The organism is Mesorhizobium sp. KR1-2 (genome assembly GCF_040045035.1).
Classification (GTDB): Bacteria; Pseudomonadota; Alphaproteobacteria; order Rhizobiales; family Rhizobiaceae; genus Pseudaminobacter.
The window spans coordinates 18,007-40,848 of the sequence record NZ_JBDZDS010000003.1; the positions used below are offsets into that span (position 1 = coordinate 18,007).

At 65.1% G+C, this 22,842-nt stretch carries 26 protein-coding genes; 11 read left to right on the forward strand and 15 right to left on the reverse strand.

The window, feature by feature from the left end:
* Positions 1-10: 10 nt before the first annotated feature.
* The 5 genes from ABLE85_RS07785 to ABLE85_RS07805 all read right to left on the reverse strand — a co-directional run bounded on the left by ABLE85_RS07785 (position 11) and on the right by ABLE85_RS07805 (position 6,155).
* The gene (locus ABLE85_RS07785) at positions 11-1,564 is read right to left on the reverse strand and encodes an indolepyruvate oxidoreductase subunit beta family protein (RefSeq protein WP_348792150.1); all 1,554 of its coding nucleotides are present in this window, start codon (positions 1,562-1,564) and stop codon (positions 11-13) included.
* 1 nt (position 1,565) lies between these two features.
* Complete coding sequence (locus tag ABLE85_RS07790) at positions 1,566-3,719, reverse strand: indolepyruvate ferredoxin oxidoreductase subunit alpha (RefSeq protein ID WP_348792151.1); 2,154 nt, start codon at positions 3,717-3,719, stop codon at positions 1,566-1,568.
* 58 nt (positions 3,720-3,777) lie between these two features.
* Complete coding sequence (locus ABLE85_RS07795; protein WP_348792152.1) at positions 3,778-4,260, reverse strand: MarR family transcriptional regulator; 483 nt, start codon at positions 4,258-4,260, stop codon at positions 3,778-3,780.
* Between the two features lie 124 nt (positions 4,261-4,384).
* A complete protein-coding gene (locus ABLE85_RS07800) occupies positions 4,385-5,176 on the reverse strand; it encodes a cyclase family protein (RefSeq protein WP_348792153.1) in 792 nt (263 codons plus the stop codon).
* A 220-nt stretch (positions 5,177-5,396) separates the two neighbouring features.
* Positions 5,397-6,155, reverse strand: a complete 759-nt coding sequence (locus ABLE85_RS07805; RefSeq protein ID WP_348792154.1) for a GGDEF domain-containing protein — start codon at positions 6,153-6,155, stop codon at positions 5,397-5,399.
* Between the two features lie 155 nt (positions 6,156-6,310).
* Here ABLE85_RS07805 and ABLE85_RS07810 point away from each other — a divergent pair, with 155 nt between their 5' ends.
* The gene (locus ABLE85_RS07810) at positions 6,311-7,018 is read left to right on the forward strand and encodes a pyrimidine 5'-nucleotidase (RefSeq protein WP_348792155.1); all 708 of its coding nucleotides are present in this window, start codon (positions 6,311-6,313) and stop codon (positions 7,016-7,018) included.
* A 157-nt stretch (positions 7,019-7,175) separates the two neighbouring features.
* Positions 7,176-8,321 (forward strand): GGDEF domain-containing protein, encoded by a 1,146-nt coding sequence (locus tag ABLE85_RS07815; RefSeq protein WP_348792156.1) that lies wholly within the window; start codon positions 7,176-7,178, stop codon positions 8,319-8,321.
* A 38-nt stretch (positions 8,322-8,359) separates the two neighbouring features.
* Here ABLE85_RS07815 and ABLE85_RS07820 read toward each other — a convergent pair whose 3' ends face one another.
* On the reverse strand, positions 8,360-8,938 hold the full coding sequence (locus tag ABLE85_RS07820) for a copper chaperone PCu(A)C (RefSeq protein WP_348792157.1): 579 nt from the start codon (positions 8,936-8,938) through the stop codon (positions 8,360-8,362).
* Between the two features lie 175 nt (positions 8,939-9,113).
* Positions 9,114-9,971 (reverse strand): LOG family protein, encoded by an 858-nt coding sequence (locus tag ABLE85_RS07825; protein ID WP_348792158.1) that lies wholly within the window; start codon positions 9,969-9,971, stop codon positions 9,114-9,116.
* A 147-nt stretch (positions 9,972-10,118) separates the two neighbouring features.
* Between ABLE85_RS07825 and dapD the strand changes: the two genes are divergently transcribed.
* From dapD to ABLE85_RS07840, 3 genes are all read left to right on the forward strand, one after another.
* Positions 10,119-10,973 (forward strand): 2,3,4,5-tetrahydropyridine-2,6-dicarboxylate N-succinyltransferase, encoded by an 855-nt coding sequence (dapD, locus tag ABLE85_RS07830; RefSeq protein ID WP_348792159.1) that lies wholly within the window; start codon positions 10,119-10,121, stop codon positions 10,971-10,973.
* A 67-nt stretch (positions 10,974-11,040) separates the two neighbouring features.
* Positions 11,041-11,394, forward strand: coding sequence for a DUF805 domain-containing protein (locus tag ABLE85_RS07835; RefSeq protein WP_348792160.1), 354 nt, complete (start codon positions 11,041-11,043; stop codon positions 11,392-11,394).
* The gene (locus ABLE85_RS07840; RefSeq protein ID WP_348792161.1) at positions 11,387-11,758 is read left to right on the forward strand and encodes a DUF805 domain-containing protein; all 372 of its coding nucleotides are present in this window, start codon (positions 11,387-11,389) and stop codon (positions 11,756-11,758) included. The genes ABLE85_RS07835 and ABLE85_RS07840 overlap by 8 nt, the downstream gene beginning before the upstream one ends.
* 63 nt (positions 11,759-11,821) lie before the next feature.
* On the opposite strand, the gene ABLE85_RS07845 is transcribed toward ABLE85_RS07840, so the two are convergent.
* Positions 11,822-12,529, reverse strand: a complete 708-nt coding sequence (locus tag ABLE85_RS07845; RefSeq protein WP_348792486.1) for an HAD family hydrolase — start codon at positions 12,527-12,529, stop codon at positions 11,822-11,824.
* A 342-nt stretch (positions 12,530-12,871) separates the two neighbouring features.
* Between ABLE85_RS07845 and dapE the strand changes: the two genes are divergently transcribed.
* Both dapE and ABLE85_RS07855 read left to right on the forward strand, forming a co-directional pair.
* Positions 12,872-14,065 carry a succinyl-diaminopimelate desuccinylase gene (dapE, locus tag ABLE85_RS07850; protein WP_348792162.1) on the forward strand — a complete coding sequence of 398 codons (1,194 nt, stop codon included), beginning with the start codon at positions 12,872-12,874 and terminating at the stop codon, positions 14,063-14,065.
* 3 nt (positions 14,066-14,068) lie between these two features.
* Positions 14,069-14,665 carry a transporter gene (locus tag ABLE85_RS07855; protein WP_348792163.1) on the forward strand — a complete coding sequence of 199 codons (597 nt, stop codon included), beginning with the start codon at positions 14,069-14,071 and terminating at the stop codon, positions 14,663-14,665.
* Here ABLE85_RS07855 and truA read toward each other — a convergent pair.
* The 6 genes from truA to def all read right to left on the reverse strand — a co-directional run bounded on the left by truA (position 14,632) and on the right by def (position 18,220).
* Positions 14,632-15,402: a tRNA pseudouridine(38-40) synthase TruA gene (gene truA, locus ABLE85_RS07860; RefSeq protein WP_348792164.1), complete on the reverse strand. Its 771-nt coding sequence runs from the start codon at positions 15,400-15,402 to the stop codon at positions 14,632-14,634. The two genes, ABLE85_RS07855 and truA, sit on opposite strands and share 34 nt — an antisense overlap.
* A gap of 6 nt (positions 15,403-15,408) precedes the next feature.
* A complete protein-coding gene (locus ABLE85_RS07865) occupies positions 15,409-15,909 on the reverse strand; it encodes an N-acetyltransferase (RefSeq protein WP_348792165.1) in 501 nt (166 codons plus the stop codon).
* A complete protein-coding gene (gene fmt, locus ABLE85_RS07870) occupies positions 15,906-16,841 on the reverse strand; it encodes a methionyl-tRNA formyltransferase (RefSeq protein ID WP_348792166.1) in 936 nt (311 codons plus the stop codon). The genes ABLE85_RS07865 and fmt overlap by 4 nt, the downstream gene beginning before the upstream one ends.
* 50 nt (positions 16,842-16,891) lie before the next feature.
* Positions 16,892-17,317: a type II toxin-antitoxin system VapC family toxin gene (locus ABLE85_RS07875; RefSeq protein ID WP_348792167.1), complete on the reverse strand. Its 426-nt coding sequence runs from the start codon at positions 17,315-17,317 to the stop codon at positions 16,892-16,894.
* Positions 17,314-17,604 (reverse strand): TraY domain-containing protein, encoded by a 291-nt coding sequence (locus ABLE85_RS07880; protein ID WP_348792168.1) that lies wholly within the window; start codon positions 17,602-17,604, stop codon positions 17,314-17,316. Before ABLE85_RS07880 ends, ABLE85_RS07875 begins: the two co-directional genes overlap by 4 nt.
* A gap of 85 nt (positions 17,605-17,689) precedes the next feature.
* Entirely contained in the window at positions 17,690-18,220 is a 531-nt protein-coding gene (gene def, locus ABLE85_RS07885; protein WP_348792169.1) for a peptide deformylase, read from the reverse strand.
* Positions 18,221-18,320: 100 nt separating this feature from the next.
* Between def and ABLE85_RS07890 the strand changes: the two genes are divergently transcribed.
* On the forward strand, positions 18,321-19,565 hold the full coding sequence (locus ABLE85_RS07890) for a DNA recombination protein RmuC (RefSeq protein WP_348792170.1): 1,245 nt from the start codon (positions 18,321-18,323) through the stop codon (positions 19,563-19,565).
* A 115-nt stretch (positions 19,566-19,680) separates the two neighbouring features.
* A complete protein-coding gene (locus ABLE85_RS07895; RefSeq protein WP_348792171.1) occupies positions 19,681-19,812 on the forward strand; it encodes a hypothetical protein in 132 nt (43 codons plus the stop codon).
* Between the two features lie 81 nt (positions 19,813-19,893).
* Here ABLE85_RS07895 and ABLE85_RS07900 read toward each other — a convergent pair whose 3' ends face one another.
* On the reverse strand, positions 19,894-20,319 hold the full coding sequence (locus ABLE85_RS07900) for a DUF6481 family protein (protein ID WP_348792172.1): 426 nt from the start codon (positions 20,317-20,319) through the stop codon (positions 19,894-19,896).
* A gap of 218 nt (positions 20,320-20,537) precedes the next feature.
* On the opposite strand from ABLE85_RS07900, the gene ABLE85_RS07905 reads away from it, so the two are divergent.
* Positions 20,538-21,593 (forward strand): LLM class flavin-dependent oxidoreductase, encoded by a 1,056-nt coding sequence (locus tag ABLE85_RS07905; RefSeq protein WP_348792173.1) that lies wholly within the window; start codon positions 20,538-20,540, stop codon positions 21,591-21,593.
* Between the two features lie 87 nt (positions 21,594-21,680).
* Positions 21,681-22,829, forward strand: a complete 1,149-nt coding sequence (locus ABLE85_RS07910; protein ID WP_348792174.1) for an AI-2E family transporter — start codon at positions 21,681-21,683, stop codon at positions 22,827-22,829.
* The last annotated feature ends 13 nt before the right edge of the window (positions 22,830-22,842 follow it).

A 22,842-nucleotide genomic window follows, 5' to 3' on the forward strand; every position in this document is an offset into this window, starting at 1 on the left:
TCGATCGGATCTACAGCGTCGCGATCGTCTTCAGCGCGCCGTCGAGCATGGTGCCCTTCTCGTCCTTCAACGCGGCTTCGCGCAGGCGGCGCAGCCAGTCGGCGGCGTCCGGGCGCCCCTCGAGCAGCGGCAGGCCGGAAAGCACGCGGTCGAATTTCGACTGCGCCCGCACATGTGTGTCGCTGTAGCCCTTGATCAGGCGGCGGCAGTTGAGGATCTCCACCGCCAGCGCATAGTCGCTCGCCACGCAGTCCAGCGCCTGCTTGTACCAGCGCTCCAGATGCTCGGCCTCGACCTTGTGGCGCAACAACTTGCGCCGCCAGCGCCTCAATCCGCCGATGAACCAGAGCGCCGCAAAGCCGGCAAAGCTGTCAGTGCGGACGCGCCTTCCATGGTTGATGCGGCGGTCGAGCCAGCCGGCAAGCTTCGGCCGGCTCTCGATATAGGTGCCCAGCGCCGCCGGCATGGTGCCGCAGAATTCCTCGATGCGCGGGTGGAAATACTCCGTCACCTGCAGGATGTTGCCGTCCTTGACGCCGACCTCCTTGCGCACGCGCCGGTCGCGGCTGGAGCGGGTCTTGAGGTCGGCCACGCGGATCATGTCGTCGTAGCACATGGCGTTGGCGACATGTTTTGCCGCAGCGATCGACAGCGCATAGTCATGGCCTGCATCGTCCAGCTTCAGCGCCTGGTCGACGCGGTCGAGATATTCGGCGCCATAGGTCAGGTCCTGATAATCGACCACTTTTTGCAACCCGCGCCCGGCCATGTCGCGCACAGCCTCGGGATAGGCATCGACACGCGTTCGCAGCGCCTGCCAGCCCATTATCAATCTATCGGGACCCGTCACGCCGTGCGAAGAAATCTTCACCGACTGGGCGGGAGCGGCGTCGGGCTCGATGCCCTCCTCGACAAGGCGCCGCGTGCGCTCATAGGCGCCGGCAAAGGCGGCAAGGCTCGCCTTCACGCCTCGGCCGGAAGCGCGGATCGTCTCCTCATAGCTTTCGCGCGGGAATGGCAGAGCGCCGGAGCCCGCCAGCGCACCGAACAGGCTCGACGAGATCACCGAGCCGGCATCGACCGCCACCTTTTCCATGTCGAATGCGACAAGACGTTTTGCAGCCTGTTCGGCCGCCGCGCGTACCTTTTCCGACGAGGCGCGCCCGTCGCCCGGCTCGATCTTTTCCGACACCGCGGCAATGCGGTGCGAGGAGGCGATCAGCGTCGTGCGATCCGGCGTCACGAAACCGCGCATGACCGCGCGGCCGGCTTCCATCAGCTCGGCTGCGATCAGGATATCGACGTCGCCCTGTGCCGGCGAAAGCGCGAAGATCGGCCGGCGGCCGGTGTCCCGGCACATCTCGACGTAATAGATCGTAGCACCCGTGCGCTGGGCCACGCCCGCAACCGAGGTCGACTGCGCCAGATAGCCGTTGCGCTCGGCAACGTCGGTGATCCAGTCGGTCAGCACGCCGCCGCCCTGCCCGCCCACGGCGAGCGCGGCCAGCTTGATGATGCCGCCATCGGCGGCGAGCTTCGGGGTCTTCGGAGCCAGAACTGTCATGTCACGCATCCGCGAAAGTCAGGCGGCGGCTTTCGCGACGCCGCTGCATGAAACCGATGAACTTGCGGCGCATCTTTTCCAAAAACTGGTCCCACTTGCCGGGATTGTGCACCACATCGGCGCGGTAGAAGGAGGGGCACAGCACCGCCGCATCAGCCACTTCGCCGCAATTGCCGCAGCCCACGCAGGTCTGGTCGATATGCGCGACGGGATCGTCGCGCAGCGGATCGTCCAGCGACTTCACCGACAGCGACGGACAGCCGGACAGCCGCATGCAGGCGTGGTCGCCGGTGCAGATATCCTCGTCCACGCCGAATTTCGGCTTCACCACGCGCTCGCCGCCCTTGATGGCATTGGCCACCAGCGGCTTTTCGCGGCGCTGGCGGTTGAGCATGCATTCGGACGAAGCGACGATGACTTTTGGTCCGCTCTCCTCGGTCGTCAGCGCCTCGCGCAGCGTGTCGCGCATCTTGCCCACGTCATAGGTACGCTCGAGGTGGCGCACCCATTTCACGCCCATGCCCTTCACCGCCTCGGTGATGGGATGCTTCGTGGACTTGGTCTTGTTGCTGGCGCGCGAGGATAAGATATCCTGCCCGCCGGTGGCTGCGGAGTAAAAATTGTCGACGATGACGATAACGCCGTCGTTCTTGTTGAACACGGCATTGCCGATCGAAGACGTCAGGCCGTTGTGCCAGAAGCCGCCGTCGCCGACGAAGGAGATCGAGCGGCGCTTTGCGTCCGGCGAGTTGAAGGCCGAGGCCGAAGCCGGCCCGAGGCCATAGCCCATCGTCGTCGCGCCCAGTTCGAAGGGCGGCATGATCGAGAACAGATGGCAGCCTATGTCGGAGGCGATGTGGTGCTGCCCCAGTTCCTGCTCCACCAGTTTGGTGGCGGCAAAGATCGGGCGCTCCGGGCAGCCCGTGCAGAAACCGGGCGGACGGCCCGGCACGATGGCCGCGAGGTTGGAAAGCTCGTTGCCGTCGTCCTGCTTGTTGGGCGCGCGGACCTGCACCGGCAGCATGTGCGGGGCGGTCTCGCGCAGGAAGGCAGTGAGGCCGTCCAGCATCACCTGTCCGGTATATTCGCCGGCAACCGGCAGGTATTCCTTGCCGACCACGCGCGTGTCGCGGCCGGCCTTGTGCAGCATGTTGCCAAAAGCCTGCTCGATATAGTTGGGCTGGCCTTCCTCGACGACGAGCACGGCATCCTTGCCCTCGCAGAAGCCCAAAAACTCGTCGTCGATCAGCGGGTAGACGGCATTGAGCACATAGATCGGCACTTCCGTCTCGCCATAGATGTCGGCGAGGCCGATACGCTCCAGCGCGCGCATCACCGAATTGTACATGCCGCCCTGGCAGACGATGCCGACCCGAGCCATGTCCGGGCCGAAGAACTCGTTGATCTTGCGCGAGCGGATGAAGTCGACCGCCGCCGGCCAGCGCTTGGCAACCTTCTCTTTCTCGTGGATGAAGGAGGCGGGCGGCAGCACGATACGGCCGGTGTCGCGGCGCGGGTTTTCGAGCGCGTCGGCCACCGTCATGGCCGGACGCTTGTTGTCCCTGGCGGTGAAGCTGCCATGCACGTGGCAGCAGCGAATGCGCACCTGCAGCATGACCGGCGTGTTCGACGCCTCCGACAGCTCGAAGCCGTCTTCGACCGCCTTGACGATGGAGGGCAGGTTCGGGCGCGGGTCGAGCAGCCACACCTGGCTCTTCATCGCAAAAGCATGGCTGCGCTCCTGCATGATCGAGGAGCCTTCGCCATAGTCCTCGCCGACGATGATCAGCGCACCGCCGGTGACGCCGCCGGAAGCGAGGTTGGCCAGCGCGTCGGAGGCGACGTTGGTGCCGACGGTGGACTTGAAGGTGGCGGCACCGCGGATCGGATAATGCACCGAAGCGGCCAGCATGGCGGTGGCGGTGGCTTCCGAGGCGCTCGCCTCGAAATGCACGCCGAGCTCACCCAGTATGTCCTGCGCATCGGCCAGCACGTCCATCAGATGGCTGATCGGCGCGCCCTGATAGCCGCCGACATAGCCGACGCCGCATTCCAGCAGCGCCTTGGTGATGGCCAAAATGCCTTCGCCGGAAAATTCCTCGCCTTCGCCCAGGCGCAGCTTTTCGACTTCCTTCACAAAGGACCGTTCAGCCATTGGAAGCCTCCTTCACATCGGATGCGGCGCCTCTGGCGCACGCATGGGTAATTTCGGTTCAGATGTCGTGCTTGCGTATGTTGCGCAGCATCTTCTGCAGGGTCGCAACGAAGGCGGCGTATTCGCCATCGTCGATATCCGCGAACATCGCCTCGAACGCATCGTGCATGGCCGGCCAGGCGCGGTTGAACTCGGCCCTGCCCTCGTCGGTCAGGAAGATCTTGCGCACCCGGCTGTCGTCGTCGCAGGCCTCGCGCCGCACCAGCCCCTGCGCCTCCAGCGCGTCGAGCGTGCGGCTCATGGTGGACTGCTCGATGACGCTGTAGACCGACAGGTCGTTGATGGTGACACCATCGGCCACCGACAGCACGGCAAGCGCCCGCACCTGCGGTACGGTCAGCCCCTGCTTGCGCAGGTCTTCGCGCAGCGTGACGTTGTAGCGCCCCATGATGCGGTTCATCAGGTAGGGCGCGAACTGCTGCAGGCCGATCTCGCCAAGGGTCGAGATGCGCTGCTGCTTTTCCGAGCCGGTCTGGTCCATCACATTCTCCCTGCGGGCGCATGGCCAGAGGCCACCGCCCTGCCCGGACGGGAACGGCGCGCACCGACGCGCGCCAAGCCCTGTCAGGAAGAGTGCGGCCTGCCGCACCCTTCGTCCCGAGCCACTAGGCCGTCGGAACCAGCGCCATCGCGCGGATCGGGCTGCCCGTGCCGCTCTTGATCTTGAGCGGCGCGGCAATCAGGATAGCACCCTTCGCCGGCAGGCGGTCGAGATTGCAGAGGCTCGCGAGGCCATAGCGGTTGGCCTTGTGCATCAGGTTGTGTGCCGGGAACGGCGGGTTCATGCCGCCGGCCTGGCCGGCATCGGTGCCGATCGCTTCCGTGCCCCAGCCGATAGCGCCGGTCGAGATGATGTATTCGATCGCTTCGGCCGTCGGTCCAGGCGTGTGCGGGCCGGTCTCGTCGGCATTGAGGAAGTCGGCTTCCGAGCCATTGCGCTTGTACCAGTCGGTGCGCATCACCACCCACTCGCCGGCCTTGATGGCGCCGTGCTTGGCTTCCCAGGCCTTGATGTGGTCGACGGTGAGCAGGAAGTCGTGGTTCTCGGCCGCTTCCTTCGAGCAGTCGATGACATTGACCGGCGCGACGAAATTCTTGACCGAGATGGTGTCGGTCGCACCGTCGGCATAGTCCTTGCCGGTGATCCAGTGCTTGGGCGCATCGAAATGCGTGCCCGAGTGCTCGCCGACCTTCAGCCAGTTCCAGGCCCAGAACGGGCCGTTCTTGTCATAGGCGGAGATTTCGTGGATCTCGATCTTGGGCGTATCGACTGCCAGTTCCGGCGGCAGCTTCAAAAGCGGCGTATCCGGGCCGAGCACGCCGGACAGGTCCACAACCTCGACGCCCCCCGACAGGAGCAGTTCGGCCAGCTGGCCGAGCACTTCATTCGTCTTCATGAAAAGTTTCCTCTTCCCTTGTCCGCAAAACAGATCGCGGCCTCCGCCGATATCATTAGGGGCAAATCTATGCATTTGCAAATATCCCCCCTCAACAAATCTGGTGGACGACACCTGCTGGAATGCCCCTCCATGCCCTTTGTGCACTGCACAAGCAAAACGGGCGCAGCCCAGGATGTGGCCGCGCTCCTCTCATAGAATATGCAAATGGATATGAATTCTAGGCGGTGCTCAATAGGCCGCCGACGATGGCCAGGTTGCGGCCGCCGTTCTTGGCCTCATAGAGGCGGCGGTCGGCGGCGCGCATGAGCTCGGAAACAGTGGCACCGAGTGCGCAGACCGTGCCGCCGATGCTCACGGTCAGCGGAATCTGCTCCGCGTCGGCCGGCTGGAAGCACACCTGTTCGACCTCGCGCCGGATGCGCTCGGCGACGGCCGCTGCCTCCGTCTCGGTCGCGCCGATCAGGAAGGCGCCGAACTCCTCACCGCCAATGCGGCCCAGCACATCGCCGCTGCGCACGCCGCGTGAAATCGCAGCGGCGATCTCCAGAAGCGCGTCGTCGCCGGTCAGGTGACCGAAATTGTCGTTGATCTTCTTGAAGTGGTCGGCATCAATGATGAGCAGCGCGCCGCGGTCGCTGCGCCGGCGCGAACCGTCGAGCGCGGCAAAGAAGCTTTCCCGGTTCAGCATGCCGGTCATGTCGTCGCGAGAGGCCTTTTCGGCGAGCGCGCGGTGGGTGGCGGCAAGTTGTGCGTGCGCGCGGGCCAGTTCACGATGGGCCTGCTTCAGCCGGTCGCTCTGCCAGAAGGTGTAGGCGCTCGCCGGAAAGGCCGTGAGCAGCGGACACAGGATCAGCATCAGCCACGCATTGCCGTCCACCGTGCCGCCCAGCAAGGGCACGACCGTCACCGCGACCAGCAGGGAGCCCACGGTGGCAAGGACGGCAACGATCGTCGCTCTCAGGATTATGCTTTTCATCGGGCCCCCAACTCCAAGCCGCCTGCATGGCAGACGACGCTGAACGTCCCGTTTCACGCATCAGTAAATTTTGAACGAATATCCGGCCGCCGCCGGCGTCGAATTTTTTACAACCCTGTGGATACAAGCGTTACGAACCGTGCCATAAGGACGGCATGACTGAATTGCCTGACTCTGCCCGCTTCGCCCGCGTTACCGACTGGGTGTTCGACCTCGACAACACGCTCTATCCGCACCACACCAATCTGTTTTCGCAGATCGATGTGCGGATGACGGCTTATGTGTCCGAGCTGCTGCAGCTGCCGCGCGAGGACGCGCGCAAGTTGCAGAAGGAGCTGTACCAGCAATACGGCACCACGCTGGCAGGCCTGATGGCGCGCCACAACATCGATCCGGACGACTTCCTCAACAAGGTCCACGACATCGACTATTCCTGGCTGGCGCCCGACCCGGCGCTGGGCGAGGCGATCAAGGCGCTTCCCGGCCGCAAGTTCATCTTCACCAATGGCAATCGCGACCATGCCGAGCGCGCGGCGCGCCAGCTCGGCATCCTCGACCATTTCGATGACATCTTCGACATCGTCGCCGCCGAACTGATGCCGAAGCCGGCGCAGCAGACCTACGACAAGTTCCTGGCGCTACACCGCATCGCCGGCCCCAACGCCGCCATGTTCGAGGACCTTGCGCGCAACCTCATCGTGCCCAAGGCGCTCGGCATGCAGACGGTGCTGATCGTGCCGCACAATTTCGAGCCGACCTTCTCGGAGATCTGGGAACGCGACCCGGCCTATGACGACGCCGTCGACTTCGTCACCGACGATCTCGCCGGCTTCCTGCGCACCATCGCGCCGGCGCAGTCCTGAGCCGAAGGCCGGAGCGCCGGCCGCCTTATCAGTTGGTTTACCATACTACGCTACGTCACACGCGTGGGCCGGCGAAAACGCATATGTGCTTCTGACATTGCACTCCAGGCGTAGCCGCCGCCGGGCCACGCCTCTTCGGAAAAAATGGTTTTCGATCGTGAAGTTCGTGGCCCCGGTACTCATGTTGCTGTTTTCGCTGAGCTTCCTCGGCGCATGGCTGCTGGAGCGGACGCGAAGCCACCTGTTGCTCTTCGCGTTCTCCTATCTCTGCGTCGGTCTTGCGGCGCTCGGGCAGGTCACCTTCTGGCCACACGACATCGGGCTCAACACCGTCGCTTCGATCACCCTGTATTGTCTCGGCGTGCTGCTCCTCGGCGAGGGCGTTCTGCGCCGCTCGGGGCGCAAGCTGGCGCGGGCGCTGCCGGTGCTCATCGCGGCGCTGGTTCTCGTCGGCATCGTCTATTTCTTCTACGTCGACCGCAGCCTGGTCGCGCGAGCCTACATCCTCAATTTCGGCCTCGGCACGATTCTCCTGATCATCGCCTGGCAGGCCAGGTTCCTCCGGTTCGGCGAGGGCACCGACCGTGCGATGTTCTGGCTGGTCGTGGCGGTGGGGCTGCACTTCTTCCCGCGCACGATGCTGACGATCAGCGCCTTTTCGGGCGGGAATCTCGATGCTTTCGGCGCCTCGACCTTCTGGACCTGGGTACAGATCACGCTGTCGCTGCTTGGCGCCGGCACCGCACTCGGCCTGCTTGGCGTCACAAGCGTGGACGTCGTCACCGCGCTACGCGGCGAGCGCGACAACGACCCGCTGACCGGGCTGCTCAACCGGCGCGGTCTGGAATGGCGCAGTCGCAGCCTGCATGGCGAAAGCGCCAGGAAGACGTCCTCCCTGGTCGTTTGTGACATCGACAACTTCAAGGCGGTAAACGACACATACGGCCACGCTGCCGGCGACGCGGTTCTGGTCGGCTTCGCCGGCGTTATCCGCAAGGTCGCACGCAGCGAGGACATAATCGCTCGCATCGGCGGCGAGGAGTTCGTGGTCGTGCTGAAGGGAAAGCCGCTGGCGAGCGCCTACCGGTTCGCCGAAAGGCTGCGCCTCGAAATCCAGCAAACCCGCTTGGACGGCCTGCCGGCCGAAACGTCGATCACCTGCAGCATCGGCGTGGTGGAACTCCGCCAGGGAGCCGACCTGTGGGCGGCGGTAGAGCGCGCGGACGAATACCTCTATGCCGCCAAGAAGGCGGGACGCAACCGCACCTTCATGGAAGGCCAGGCACTGCCGGCACCAGCCTGAGACGCGTTGCGCCCCTGCGCGCGACCTCGCATCGCACGTCAGTGGCTGGAATGGTCCTGGCCGCCCGCCGCGGACTTCACCGGCAGCGACAGCTCGACTTTGCCGGCATGCTCAAACTCCAGCGTGACCGGCACAGTGGTGCCTTCCTTGAAGGCCTCCTTCACGCCCATGAACATCACGTGGTAGCCGCCCGGCTTCAGCTCGACAGTCTCGCCGGCCGGGATCTCCAGCCCGCCCTGGACCGGTCGCATGACCATGACGTGGTCATCCATCTTCATCATGTGGATCTCCGCCTTGCCGGCCACAGGCGATGACACCCCAAGCAGCTTGTCCGCCGCCTTGCCCTTGTTGGTTATGGTCAGATAGGCGCCGCCGGTCGGCTGGGCGGGCAGCATGGCGCGCGCCCAGGCATCGCTGATCTCCAGATCGCCGGCGGCGACAGCCGCGTCGTGCCCGGCCTGTTCGTGGCCGCCGCCATTCTCGGCAACGATGGTCAGGGCCGGCGGGCCACCGCTCTTCTGGACGGACCCGACCTCTTCACGGGAAGCATGGGCGGTCACGATCGATATGCCCGTCAGCACGCAGGCCGCGGTGAGCGGCAATAGAACTCGGCGCATGGTCTTCTCCTCTTGCATCCAGGGCAGCAACCGCGAGAGCGGGACGGTCGACGCACCGAAGCGCGGCAACCATCACGACCGTCCGCGTAATCTTACCACGCCGGAGGTCAGGCCGGCCCGTGCTCCGGTGCCGGCTCCTGCCATTTTGACAGGCCCCGCCCCAGCGCGGCCGGCACTACCCCCGTGCGTGCACCCGAAGCTTGTAGAAGCGGCTGATGATGTCCCACGCCTCGTCGGCGGTCTCGACGAAGTCGATGATGTCCTGGTCGCCCGGCGTGATCGTGCCCTGCTCGGCCAGATAGTTGAGGTCGATCGCCCGCTCCCAGAACTCCTTGCCGAAGAGAATCACCGGCACCCTCTCCATGCGCCCGGTCTGGATCAGCGTCAGCGTCTCGAACAGCTCGTCCATGGTGCCGAAGCCGCCCGGAAACACCGCCACGGCCTTGGCGCGCATGACGAAATGCATCTTGCGCACGGCAAAATAGTGGAAGTTGAAGCACAGCTCGGGGGTGATGTAGGCGTTGGGAGCCTGCTCGTGCGGCAGCACGATGTTGAGCCCGATCGAGGGCGCGCCGACATCGGCCGCGCCGCGGTTTCCTGCCTCCATCACGCCGGGGCCGCCACCGGTCACCACCACGAACTCGCGGTAGTAGGAGGCGGCGGAATGAAGCGAGCAGATCTGCGCGAACTTGCGCGCCTCCTCATAATATTTGCTGTTCTTCTCGAGGTTGCGCTTCTGGGTCTCGTCCTTGGCCGCCCAGGCCTCGCCGCCGGGCTCGGGGATGCGCGCGCCGCCGAACAGGATCACCGTCGAGCGGATGCCGCGCTCGGCCAGGATCATCTCCGGCTTGAGGAGTTCGAGCTGCAGCCGAACGGCGCGCAACTCACGACGCGTCATGAAGTCCTCGTCGTCCCAGGCCAGCCGATAGGTGTCGGCGCGCGTCTGCGGCGTGTCCGGTACGGCCTTGGCCCTTGCCAGGTCCTCGGTCGAGTGCGGCAGCGGCGTCCAGCCCGCCTTTTCCATCGGATTCATTTGCTTGTCCTGTCCAAATTTTCTGCTGTAGCGCCGTCCCACGGCGCTCCTGTGATTGACCCCTCGTAAGCCCTGACATAGGGTCCCCGCGATTTAAAAAACAGCCTAAGGCTCGGGCCTTAACAGCACGTGTAATGGAGCAACTTCATGACGAAAGCCGATCTCGCCAGCCTCGAAGCCACAATCGAAAAGGCGTTCGACGAACGCGAGGCGATCACCACCGCGACGCGCGGCGAGGTGCGCGAGGCGATCGAGACCGCGCTTGACCTGCTCGACCGTGGCGTCGCCCGCGTCGCCCAGCGCCAGGAGGACGGCGCCTGGAAGGTCAACCAGTGGCTGAAGAAGGCCGTGCTGCTGTCGTTCCGCATCAACCCGATGGAGATCGTCAAGGGCGGCCCCGGCGACTCGACCTGGTGGGACAAGGTGCCGTCGAAATTCGCCGGCTGGAGCGCGGTCGACTTCGACAAGGCCGGCTTCCGTGCCGTGCCGTCCTGCGTCGTGCGCCGCTCGGCCTATGTCGCGCCCGGCGCGATCCTGATGCCGTCCTTCGTCAATCTCGGCGCCTATGTCGATTCCGGCACCATGGTGGACACCTGGGCCTCGGTCGGCTCCTGCGCCCAGATCGGCAAGAACGTGCATCTGTCCGGCGGCGTCGGCATCGGCGGCGTGCTGGAGCCGATGCAGGCCGGCCCCACCATCATCGAGGACAACTGCTTCATCGGCGCCCGTTCCGAGGTCGTCGAGGGCTGCATCGTGCGTGAAGGCTCGGTGCTGGGCATGGGCGTGTTCATCGGAAAGTCGACCAAGATCGTCGACCGGGCAACCGGCGAGATCACCTATGGCGAGGTGCCGGCCAACTCCGTCGTCGTCGCCGGCTCGCTACCGGGCAAGCCGCTGCCGAACGGCGAGCCGGGCCCCAGCCTCTACTGCGCCGTGATCGTCAAGCGCGTCGACGCCCAGACCCGCTCCAAGACCTCCATCAACGAACTGCTGAGAGATTGATCTTTCACGGAATTCGAAGCACCTTCCGCAGGCGCGCCGGTGGCGCGCCTCAACAAGGGAGGGGAAAATGAACTGGAAATATCTGTTCACGAGTTGGGAAGGCCGCATCAACCGCGCCAAGTTCTGGGCGGGCATAGGTGTGCTGGTCGTCGTTGCGATCGTTGCGCGCATACTCGATTCCATCTTCGGAACCGGCATCGGCGAAGAATCCGTCGGCGTGATCGGCCTTATCGTGTTCATTATCTCGATCTATTTGGGGCTGGCGCTCTATGCCAAGCGCTGGCATGACCGGGGCAAGTCGGGCTGGTGGAGCCTGATCGGACTTGTGCCGTTCATCGGCGCGGTGTGGATTCTGGTCGAACTCGGCATTCTCGAAGGGGCCAGAAGCCCCAACCAATACGGACCGGACCCTCTTGCCTGACAAAAACGAGCTTATCTGGTTGTTCTTCCGCTTCACCGGCCGGCTCGGCCGGGCGGCCTTCGTGCTGGCATTCCTGTTCATGCTGGTGGTGGTTTCGTTTCCGCTCTACCAGTTCATGCGGGTGCCAGCCGAAAGCACGGCCGCCCAGGCCTGGTCGGCCGTGTTCGGCATGACCTTCATCGTCTTCCTCTGGTCCCATGTCGCGGCGGCGGTGAAACGCCTGCACGACATGGGCAAGCCCGGCATCATGGCGGTGGCGCTGTTCATCCCGGTGGTGTCGCTCGTCGCCTTCGTGGCGCTGTGCCTGTTTCCGGGCGACCCCGGGCGCAACCGGTACGGAAGAGACACAAACTCGGCACAGTAGGGCCGCAACCCGCCGATCACAATTCCTGGACCAGGCCGAACATGGCTTGCGCGCGTCGGCTGATCAGCCTTCGCGGCCCAGCCGCTCGATCAGGGCGGAAAGCTCGCCCAAATGCTCAAGCCGCCGGAAGCGCGGCGCCGCCGTCGGCTCGTCGGCGTGCTCCAGCACCCAGGTCAGGTCGTGCGGGACATAGACGCCCCAGCCCCCGGCTTGAATCGCCGGCACAACGTCTGACTTGAGCGAATTGCCCACCATCATGCTGCGGCCCGGCCCGTCGCCGTGGCAGGTGAAGATGCGCTGATAGGTGGCCGCGGTCTTGTCGCTGACGATTTCCACCGCGTCGAACAGTTCGCCCAGCCCTGATTGCGCCAGCTTGCGCTCCTGGTCGAACAGGTCGCCCTTGGTGATGAGAACCAGACGATAGGCGCCGGCCAATTCCTCCAGCGTCTCGCGCACATGCGGCAGCGTCTCGACCGGATGGCTGAGCATTTCGCGGCCGACATCGAGGATCTCGCGAATCACGTTGGGCGGCACCTTGCCGCCGCTGAGCTCCAGCGCCGTCTCGATCATCGAAAGGGTAAAGCCCTTGATGCCGAAGCCATAGTGAGCAAGGTTGCGCCTTTCGGCTTCCAGCAGGCGGGCCTCAATGTCGTGGCCCCCGGCATGTTCGGCCAGCAGCGTGGCGAAATGCTTCTCCGTCTGGCGGAAGAACTGCTCGTTCTGCCACAGCGTGTCGTCGGCGTCGAAGCCGATGGTGGTGATGGTCGAAATCATATCTGCCTTCTCGTCGAATCAGCTCCGCTGCAGGGCCAGATGCGCGCCCAGCCCCACCAGCACTGCATAGGCGCTGCGCGCGGCTGGAACGCCGCAGCCGCCCAATCACCAGCCCCGCCAGCGCCGGAACGGGCACCGACTATAGACGAACTACCGGCAGGGTCGCGACGGAAAAGCCGCGTTAGGGAAAAATCCGTCTTGCGCTTTGGGGCATTGGGCGGCAAGGGCTCGCACCGAAGTTCGCGCCGGGGCTGTCCGCCCGACAAGGCTTCGATGGACCAATCCCCCGGTGCGTCATCTCCCGTGACAGCCGCCCTGCTTTCGACTATCCCTCTGGCCATGATGCTTCCCAAAGACCCCGCCGAAAACCTCGCCGCCCTGATCCGCTGCCCCTCCGTGACGCCCGCCGAGGGCGGCGCACTGACCGCGCTCGAAGCCATGCTGAGGCCGCTCGGCTTCACGGTCGAGCGGCCGGTCTTTTCCGAGGACGGCACGCCCGACATCGAAAACCTCTATGCGCGGCTCTCCGGAAACGGCCCGCACCTGATGTTTGCCGGGCACACCGACGTTGTGCCGGTGGGCGACGAGGCCGCCTGGAAGCACCCGCCGTTCTCGGCGACCGTCGACAATGGCGAGATGTACGGACGTGGCGCCGTCGACATGAAGGGCGGCATCGCCTGCTTCGTGGCAGCGCTTGCCCGCTACGTCGAGAAGCACGGCAACCCGAAGGGCTCGGTCTCGCTGCTGATCACCGGCGACGAGGAAGGCCCCGCCATCAACGGCACCACCAAGCTGCTCGACTGGGCCGCCGGCAAGGGCGAGAATTGGGACGCCTCCATCGTCGGCGAGCCGACCAATCCCGATACGCTCGGCGACATGATCAAGATCGGCCGCCGCGGCTCGCTGTCCGGCACCATCACGGTCAATGGCCGCCAGGGTCACGCCGCCTATCCGCATCTGGCCGACAATCCGGTGCGCGGCCTGATGACCCTGGTCGACGCGCTGCTGGTGCCCGACTTCGACGAGGGCACGAAGGATTTCCAGCCGACCAATCTCGAAGTGACCTCGATCGACGTCGGCAACCCGGCTACCAACGTCATTCCGGCCAAGGCGACGGCCAGCTTCAACATCCGCTTCAACGACAGCTGGACGGCCGAGACCATCCAGGCCGAGATCCACAACCGGCTCGACGTCGCAGCCAAGCGCAAGAAATACCGCAAGGCCCGCAAGGAGCCGATCGACTTCGAACTCGTCTGGCGCGACGGGCCGAGCCACGTCTTCCTCACCCGCGACGAGAAGCTGATCGAGACGCTGAGCGGCTCGGTCGAGGCCATCACCGGCCGCAAGCCGGCGCTGTCGACCTCCGGCGGCACGTCGGACGCCCGCTTCATCAAGGACCACTGCCCGGTGGTCGAGTTCGGTCTGGTCGGCAAGACGATGCACATGGTCGACGAGCGTGTGGCGGTTGCCGACCTCGAGACACTGACCGATATCTACGAACGTTTCATCCGGGACTGGTTCGAACGAGGCTGACACATGCCGCCCGCCGACGACATCCAGCGATATCTGGTCGGCGCCTGGCGGCTGATGACGGGCCGGCGCGACGGGCTGGCGCTGCTCGATGTTTCGGCTGACGGCTTCTGGAACTCGTTCTTCGCCATCGTCCTCGCGTTGCCGCCGCTATTCGTCGACTGGGCCGGATGGGCCAAGGAGCTCGGCGCCGACCCGCTGGCGCCGACCAGCCAGTTCTCCTATTTCCTGCGTCTGGGTGTGGCCGATCTGGGCGCCTGGGTCCTGCCCCTGATCGGGCTCGCCTTCGTCGCGCCGCTGGCCGGCATCCGCGACCGCTTCGTGCAATATGTCGTCGCCGTCAACTGGGCGTCGGCGATCCTGTCCTGGCTGGTGCTGCCGGCCGCGCTGCTCCGACTGGTCGTGTCGTCCGACTCCTCGCTTTTCCTGCTGGTCTCGTTCGGCCTGTTCGGCCTGTCGATGGTGCTGACCTGGCGCCTGACCACGATTGTCATCGCCCGCGGCCCCGCCATCGGCAGCGCCGTGTTCGGCGGAATGTTCGCCGCCTCGATCTTCGTGCTGTTTACGCTTCAGTCGGCGCTAGGCATCAACGTTTCGGGATAGTCGACCTTGGTCAGGTAAAGCCCATAGGGCGGCGCCACCGAGCCGCAAGCGGCCCTGTCCTTGGCCTCCAGCGCATCCCTCACGTCCTGCGGCGTCCAGGCTCCCTCGCCCACCCGCTTGATGGTGCCCACCATGGAGCGCACCTGGTTGTGCAGGAAGGAGCGGGCAGCGGCATGGATTTCGATGAGGTCGCCATTGCGCGCCACGTCGAAGCGGTCGAGCGTGCGTATCGGGCTCGCCGCCTGGCACTGCTGGGAGCGGAAAGTGGTGAAGTCGTGCCGGCCGACCAGCACCTGCGCTGCCTCGTGCATGGCCTCGACGTCCAGCCGCTTCTGCACCAGCCAGACCCGCTTCGCCTCGAGTGCGGCCGGCGCGCGGCGGTTGAGGATGCGGTAGAGATATTGCCGCCCGGTGGCAGAGAAGCGGGCGTCGAAATCCTCCGGCACCGCGCACGCGGCCAGGATCGACACCGCCTCGCCCGCCATCTGCAGATGCGCGTTCACCGCATCGCGCACCGTGTCGTCGCGCCAGGGCTTCTCCAGATCGACATGGCCGACCTGGCCGCTGGCATGCACGCCTGCGTCGGTGCGGCCGGCGCCGCGCAGCGTCACTTCCTGGCCCGAAAAGCCCTTGATGGCCAGCTCGATGGCGCCCTGCACGGTGGCCGGGCCGTCCTGGCGCTGCCAGCCGGCATAGGCGGTTCCGTCATATTCGATGTCGAGGCGATAGCGCGGCACTGATCGTCACCAACCGGCAAAGGCGCGGGGATGGGCCAGCTGGCCGCTGGACGGGGCCTCGCCCCAATAAAGTGCCTGCATGGCGTCGCCCTGATAGTCGCTCTTGAATTTTTCCGCGCCCGCGCGGGCATAGCCGAAGCGGCCGTAATAGGCCGGATCGCCCACCACGATGGAGAGCTTCTCGCCGCGCTCCTGCAAGATCTCGTGCCCGCGCCGCACCAGCGCGCTGCCCACGCCCTGCCCCTGATAATCCGGGTCCACGGCCAGCGGCGCCAGCGAAACCGCGGCGAAAGGCTTGCCGTCGGGATCGACCAGCAGCCGCGAAAACAGGACATGCCCGACGATGCGGCCGTCCTTCTCGGCAACGAGTTCCAGCAGCTGCTCGCCGTCGGCCACCACGCGCTCGACCAGGTCGGCCTCGTGCTTGCGGCCGAAGGCGCGCTCCTCGACGCCAAAGATCGCCTTGCGGTCCTCCGGCAGAGCCTGTCTGACGCTCACGCCACTCATGACAGTGTTCCTCCCTTGTCGAGCTTGGCCCCGCGCAAAAACTCCTCCCCTGAAATGACTTTACCGCCGGCGCGCTGCACTTCCAGCAGGCGCACGGCACCCTCGCCGCAGGCAACCGCGAGATGCTCGTCCAGAATCTCGCCAGGCGCGCCGGTGCCCTCGCCCAGCGTCGTGCGCAGCACCTTCAGCCGCTCGGCCTTGCCGCCGATCGTCACCTCGCACCAGGCGCCGGGGAAAGGCGACAGGCCGCGAATGTGGTTGTGCACTTCCGGCGCCGGCCGTGCCCACTCGATGCGGGTCTCGGCCTTGTCGATCTTCTTGGCGTAGACCACGCCGTCCTCGGGCTGGGCGGTCAGGGGCAGGTCGCCCCGCTCCAGCTTCGCCAGCGCCTCGACCATCAGCGCGGCGCCGGTTTCCATGAGCCGGTCGTGCAACTCGCCGGCCGTCATGTCGGGGCCGATCTCCACCTTCGCCGTCAGCGCCACCGGGCCGGTGTCGAGCCCGACATCCATTTTCATGACCATCATGCCGGTCTCGCGGTCGCCGGCCATGATGGCGCGCTGGATGGGGGCTGCGCCGCGCCAGCGCGGCAGAAGCGAGGCGTGGCCGTTGTAGCAGCCGAGCCTCGTGCCTTCGAGGATGGGCTTCGGCAGAAGCAGCCCGTAGGCCACCACCACGGCTACATCCGCGCCAAGCGCGCGAAACGCCTCCTGCTCGGCCTCGCCCTTCAGCGACAGCGGCGTGCGCACCTCGATGCCCAGCCTCTCGGCTTCGCGCTGCACCGGCGATGGCGTCAGTTCCAGCCCGCGCCGGCCGGCCGGGCGCGGCGGCTGGGTGTAGACGCAAGCCACCTCATGCCCGGCCGCCGCGATGGCGGCCAGCACCGGCACGGAAAAATCCGGCGTACCCATGAAGATGACGCGAAGCGGCATTCTTGTCCCAATCCGGCTGTTGTCAGTCGGCGCGCATCGCCGCGCGCCGGTCACTCACCCGCTTCAAACGGGTTTACGAGCTTCAGGTCAAGTCCATCGAAGTCGCGGACATTGCGTGTGGCGAGCGTGGCGTCGTTTACGAGGCAGATGGCGGCGATCATGGCGTCCATGATCCCGATTGGTCGACCCGCTGCTTCACGCGCCGCGTATACCTCGCCGTATTTTGACGCGGCAATCACATCCATCGGCAAGATCCGATTGCGAAAGCGCTCCTGAACGAGCCGTTCGAACGCAATCAGGTGCTTTCGATTACCGTTTCGCAGCATGAAGCGTTCCGCACCAAAGGACAGTTCGGCAACGACCGGGATGCAAAGACAAAGCTCGGCTTCATCCTGCGCCCTGAGCCACGCCACAACTGCAGGGTCAGACCGCTCGTGCGAAACCTCGGACACGATATTCGTGTCGAGGACGATCATTCGAATTCTGGAACGGGCCGGCCCGTATCCCTCCGGCCGTCCTCGATTGCACGCATGAACTCGGCGTGCTCCTCATCGCTCATCAGCGCGTCCGCTTCGATGAAGATGCTTCTGATCGCATCATAGGCATTTTGCCTGGGTCGGGTCTCGGCATTGGCGTCTTCGAGGAGACTCTTCCGCAGGCGCGCTTTCGCTTCCTCAGAGAGACTACGGCCGTTCTGCTCGGCCTTCTTTGCCAGATCGGCTTTCAAGGCGTCCGGCATGTTTCTGATCAACAGATCACTCACATGCGCCTCCATAGCTTGATATCGACGATATCAGCTATGCTGCCAGCGCGCAATCTACAACCGAAACAGGCTCAAAGCCCGGGGTTCACCCCACCATGCGGCTCGGCGGGCGGTCCTTGGCAAGCTTCTTGAACTTGCGCATCACCATGTCGCGCTTGAGCTTGGAGATATGGTCGATGAACAGCACCCCGTTGAGGTGGTCGATCTCGTGCTGCAGGCAGGTGGCCAGCAGCCCCTCGGCGGTGATCTCCTGCTGCTTGCCGTCGCGGTCGAGGAATTTCGCGCGCACACTGGCCGGGCGCTCGACCTCGGCATAGTAATCCGGGATCGACAGGCAGCCTTCCTCGTAGACCGAGCGCTCGTCCGCGCTGTGCACGATCTCGGGGTTTACCACCACCATCGGCGCCTTCTCCTCGCCTTCCTTGGATAGGTCGATTACCAGCATGCGCAACGGAATACCGATCTGGATCGCCGCCAGGCCGATGCCAGGCGCGTCGTACATCGTTTCCAGCATGTCGTCGGCCAGCTTGCGCAGCTCGTCGTCCACCCGCTCCACAGGCTTGGAGAGCTGGCGCAGGACAGGATCGGGAAGGATGATCAGCGGCTTTATCGTCATGCGCTTCACCTAAGACGTCGCACGAAAAGCGTCAACTGTTCGCGCTACAATGTTCTTGCTTTGATCTTTTCTCTGCTGCCGAATCGCGTATCTTGCGCGAATGAGCGATCTGCCAGCCCTCCTTTCGCAACCGGCCCTGCGGCTCGGCGCCAGCGCCGTCTCGCTGGGCCAGATGATGATGCTCGCGGGGCTTTTGCTGATCATCCTGCTCGGCCTGTTCTCGGTCGCGCTTATCCGCTCTTCCCGCTCGCGGGCGGTTGCCGCGATCGAGGCCGAGATGCGCATGGGCGCGATCCTGCAGGCGCAGGCCGAGATGCAGGGCCGCATGGGTGCCATGGCCGAGCTGTTCGGCGCCCGGCAGGCCGAGCTCACCCAGTCGCTAAGCCAGAGGCTCGACGCCATGACCGGCCGCCTGGGCCAGACCATGAGCGAGCAGACGAAATCGACCCACGAAAGCCTGGCCAAGCTGCAGGAGCGGCTTGCCGTCATCGATACGGCGCAGAACAACATCCAGTCGCTGGCCGGCCAGGTGGTGCAGCTGCAGGCGATCCTCTCCAACAAGCAGACGCGCGGCGCCTTCGGCCAGTCGCGCATGGAGGCGATCGTCGCCGACGGCCTGCCGCATGGCGCCTATGAGTTCCAGGCGACATTGTCGAACGGCAACCGGCCGGACTGCCTGGTGCGGATGCCCAATGGCGCGCCGTCGCTGGTCATCGACGCCAAGTTTCCGCTCGAAGCCTGGAACGCCATCCGCGCCGCCGAAGGTCCGGACGCGCAGAAGCTTGCCGCCCAGGCCTTCCGCCGCGATGTCGAGATCCACATCCGCGACATCTCGGAAAAATACCTGATCAGCGGCGAGACACAGGACACGGCCTTCATGTTCGTGCCCTCCGAATCGGTGTTCAGCGAGATCCACGAGAATTTCGAGGCGCTGGTGCACCGGGCGCACAAGGCGCGCGTGGTTATCGTATCGCCCTCGCTGCTGATGCTGTCGATCCAGGTCATCCAGGCAATCCTGAAGGACGCGCGCATGCGCGAGCAGGCACACCTGATCCAGGGCGAGGTCATCCGTCTGATGGAGGACGTGTCACGGCTCGACGAGCGCGTGCGCAAGCTGCAGGGCCATTTCGGCCAGACCGCGAAGGACATCGACGATATCCTCGTCTCCACTGGCAAGATCACCCGGCGCGGCGCGAAGATCGAGACGCTGGAGCTTGGCGACGAAACCGCCACCAGCGGAGAGCAGGCCAATCCGCCCTCTCGCAAGGAGGCTGCCACGCAGCGCATGGCCGATTCGAAGACCGGGCAGCTGCGGCTGATGGTGATGGACGACGACGCAGGCTAGTGAGATCCCGGATTTTTCCCGCCGCGGCCGCTCAGCCCGCGTCTTGCCGGATAGTCGCCCTTGCCCTCGAGGCAATCCGTTGCTTCACTACGCTCCCGTTTCGGAGGAGCGTGCCATGGCCAAGGGTCAACTACGCAGCAACAAGGAACCCCGGAAACCGAAGAAGGACGCCAAGAAGCGGGCAGTCGCGGTCGCGCCAGCGTCGCTACAGCCCGTGCATGCGCTCAGACTGAAGGACAAGAAATAGCGCGCCCGCGCAGAACCTCGCGGCGGAAGCCGGAAGGTTCGATGCGCAGGATATGAGAACCCGGCGAGCTTGCGTCGTGCGTTACGGCCGCGGCGGCGGCGGCATGCGTCCGCTGCGTGCCTTGCGGGCGGCATAGCGCGCGTCGCGCTTTGCCTTGCGCTCGGCTTCGTCCGCAAGCACTCGAGCAATGCGCTCGTTCTCCTCGCTTTCGCGGGCCTTGGCCTCTGCAGCAGCAGCCTCTTCGGCTATCCTGCGCGCTTCGGCTTCGGCGGCCTCGCGTGCGGCCTTCTCGGCGGCTTCGCGGGCAAGCTTTTCCTGCTTGATGCGGGCCTTCTCTGCTTCGCGGATTGCCCGCGCCTCAAGGATGGCCTGGCGTTCCGCCTTGCGAGCCAAAACCTCCGGATCGTCTTCCGCCGGCCTTGCCTTGAACCTGTCGAGGAGAGCCTTCTTTGCCTCGTTTGCGGCGTTGCGCCGCTCGTGGAAGTCCTTTTCCCTATAGATTGCCAATTTTCGCCTTCAATTTTCCTATAATTCCGAGCCGTTTAAATACGCAGCAGCGCCAAGAGTTCAAGCGCCAATTCAGCATTCCGGCCATGCAAGCCGCAGTTGTTGCCCTGAGGGAACGGTTTGTCGCAGCAAATGCGACGATGATTGTTCCTTTCCGGGCATCTGGCGCCAAGGCCGGCGCATAGCTACCTCTAGTCAAAACGGTCTCGAGGACAGCCATGGAAATCGGTCTCTACACTTTCGCGGATGTCAGCCCGGTGCCGGGCCCGGGCGCCGTCGCTCCTTATCAGCGCCTGCGCGACCTGATGGAGGAGATCGAGCTTGCCGACCAGGTCGGGCTCGATGTGTTCGGCCTGGGCGAGCATCACCGCCCCGACTATGCGGCCTCCGCCCCCGCTGTCGCGCTGGCGGCCGCCGCCGAACACACCAAGCGCATAAAGCTCACCAGCGCGGTCACGGTGCTGTCGTCGGACGATCCGGTGCGCGTCTTCCAGCAATTCGCCACGCTCGACCTCATCTCGGGCGGCCGCGCCGAGATCATGGCCGGGCGCGGCTCCTTCATCGAGTCCTTCCCGCTGTTCGGCTACAGGCTCGAGGACTACGACCAGCTCTTCGAGGAAAAGCTCGATCTGCTCCTGAAGCTGCGCGAGAGCGAGCGCATCACCTGGTCGGGCGAGCTGCGCCCCGCCATCCACGACCGCGGCGTCTATCCGCGCCCCTATCAGGACAAGCTGCCGATCTGGATCGCGGTGGGCGGCACGCCAACCTCGGTTGCCCGGGCCGGCACGCTCGGCCTGCCGCTGGCGCTTGCCATCATCGGCGGCGAACCGGCCCGCTTCGCGCCGCTGTTCGATCTCTACCGGCAGGCCGCCAGCCGCGCCGGCCACGATCCGTCGAGCCTCGCCACAAGCCTCAATGTGCACGGCTTCGTCGCCGAAACCACCGAGCAGGCCGCCGACGATTTCTACGCCCCGCAGGCCGAGGTCATGGACCGCATCGGCCGCGAGCGCGGCTGGGGCCCCACCAGCCGGGCGCATTTCAATCAGGCGCGCGGCCCGCGCGGCGCGCTGTTCGTCGGCAATCCCGAGCAGGTGGCCGAGAAGATGATCGCCACCCACAAGCTGTTCAGGAACGACCGTTTCCTGCTGCAGATGGCAATCGGCACGCTGCCCCATGCCAAGGTCATGAAGGCGATCGAGCTGTTCGGCACCAGGGTCGCTCCGCTCGTGCGCCGCGAGGCGGCTTCCAGGGAGCACACGCTGGCGGCCGGCTGAAAACGGAACCTTCTCCGCCCCGCTGCATTTTGCGGCCATAGCTCGCGCGGCGCTGAGGCCGCGCGGCATTTTGTGGCGGAGTGCACCATGGCCGGCAGTCAGGCCGACACCGAGGTGCCGGACGCGACGCAAACCGCATCCGACATCAGGCTCATACGCTCGCTGCTTATCGGCATCTTCACATTGTTGGCGACCTATGCGCTCTATTTCGGGCGCGATTTCTTCATGCCGGTCATCCTGGCCTGCCTGCTGGCGATGATCCTCACTCCCATCGTTCGCTTCCTGCGCAAACGCGGCATTCCCGAACCGGTGTCGGCAACCATCCTGGTCATCATAGCGATGATCATCGTCGGCACCGCCGGCTACCTGCTCAGCGGCCCGGTCATCAAGCTCATCGACGACGCCCCCGCTATCGGCAACCAGCTCACCGAACGGCTGGCCAAACTGCGCCAGCCCTTCGAGAAAATGATCAACATCTCGCTGCAGGTCGAGCACGTCGCCGAAAGCGGGCAGGAGCCCGGCGTGCAAAGGGTGGTGATTGCCCAACCGGGCATCATCTCGCAGGCTGCCAGCAACATCCTCTCGGTAGGCACCGCGCCGGCGATCACCTTCGTGCTATCGCTGTTCCTGCTCGCCTCGGGCACGCTGTTCTACCAGAAGATCGTGCAGTCCTTCACCCGGCTCAGCGAGAAGAAGCGTGCACTGCGCATCGTCTACGACATCGAGCGGGAAATCTCGCACTACCTGCTGACGGTGACGATCATCAACATCGGGCTGGGCACCGTCGTCGGGTTCGGCATGTGGGTCATCGGCATGCCAACGCCCTTCGTCTGGGGCGTTACGGTGGCGCTGCTCAACTACCTGCCCTATATCGGCGCGGCCATGAACATCGCGCTGGTGACGGTGATCGCCATCGTCTCGTTCGACAGCCTGTCCTACGCGATGCTCGCGCCGCTGGTGGCGATCGGCTGCTACATCGTCGAGGGCCAGTTCGTCACCCCGACGATCGTCGGGCGGCGGCTGGAAATCAACGCGGTCTCGATCTTCGTGGCCGTCGCCTTCTGGTCGTGGTTGTGGGGCTTCGTCGGCGCGCTGATTGCGGTGCCGCTTCTGGTGGTCATCAAGGTGTTCTGCGACCACTTCGAAAGCCTGCGCCATGTCGGCAACTTCCTTGCCGCCGAGCAGGCCATCGAAAATGACGAGGAAGACGAGAAAGAGCGCGTGCCCGCGAAATAGGGCACGACCGCCG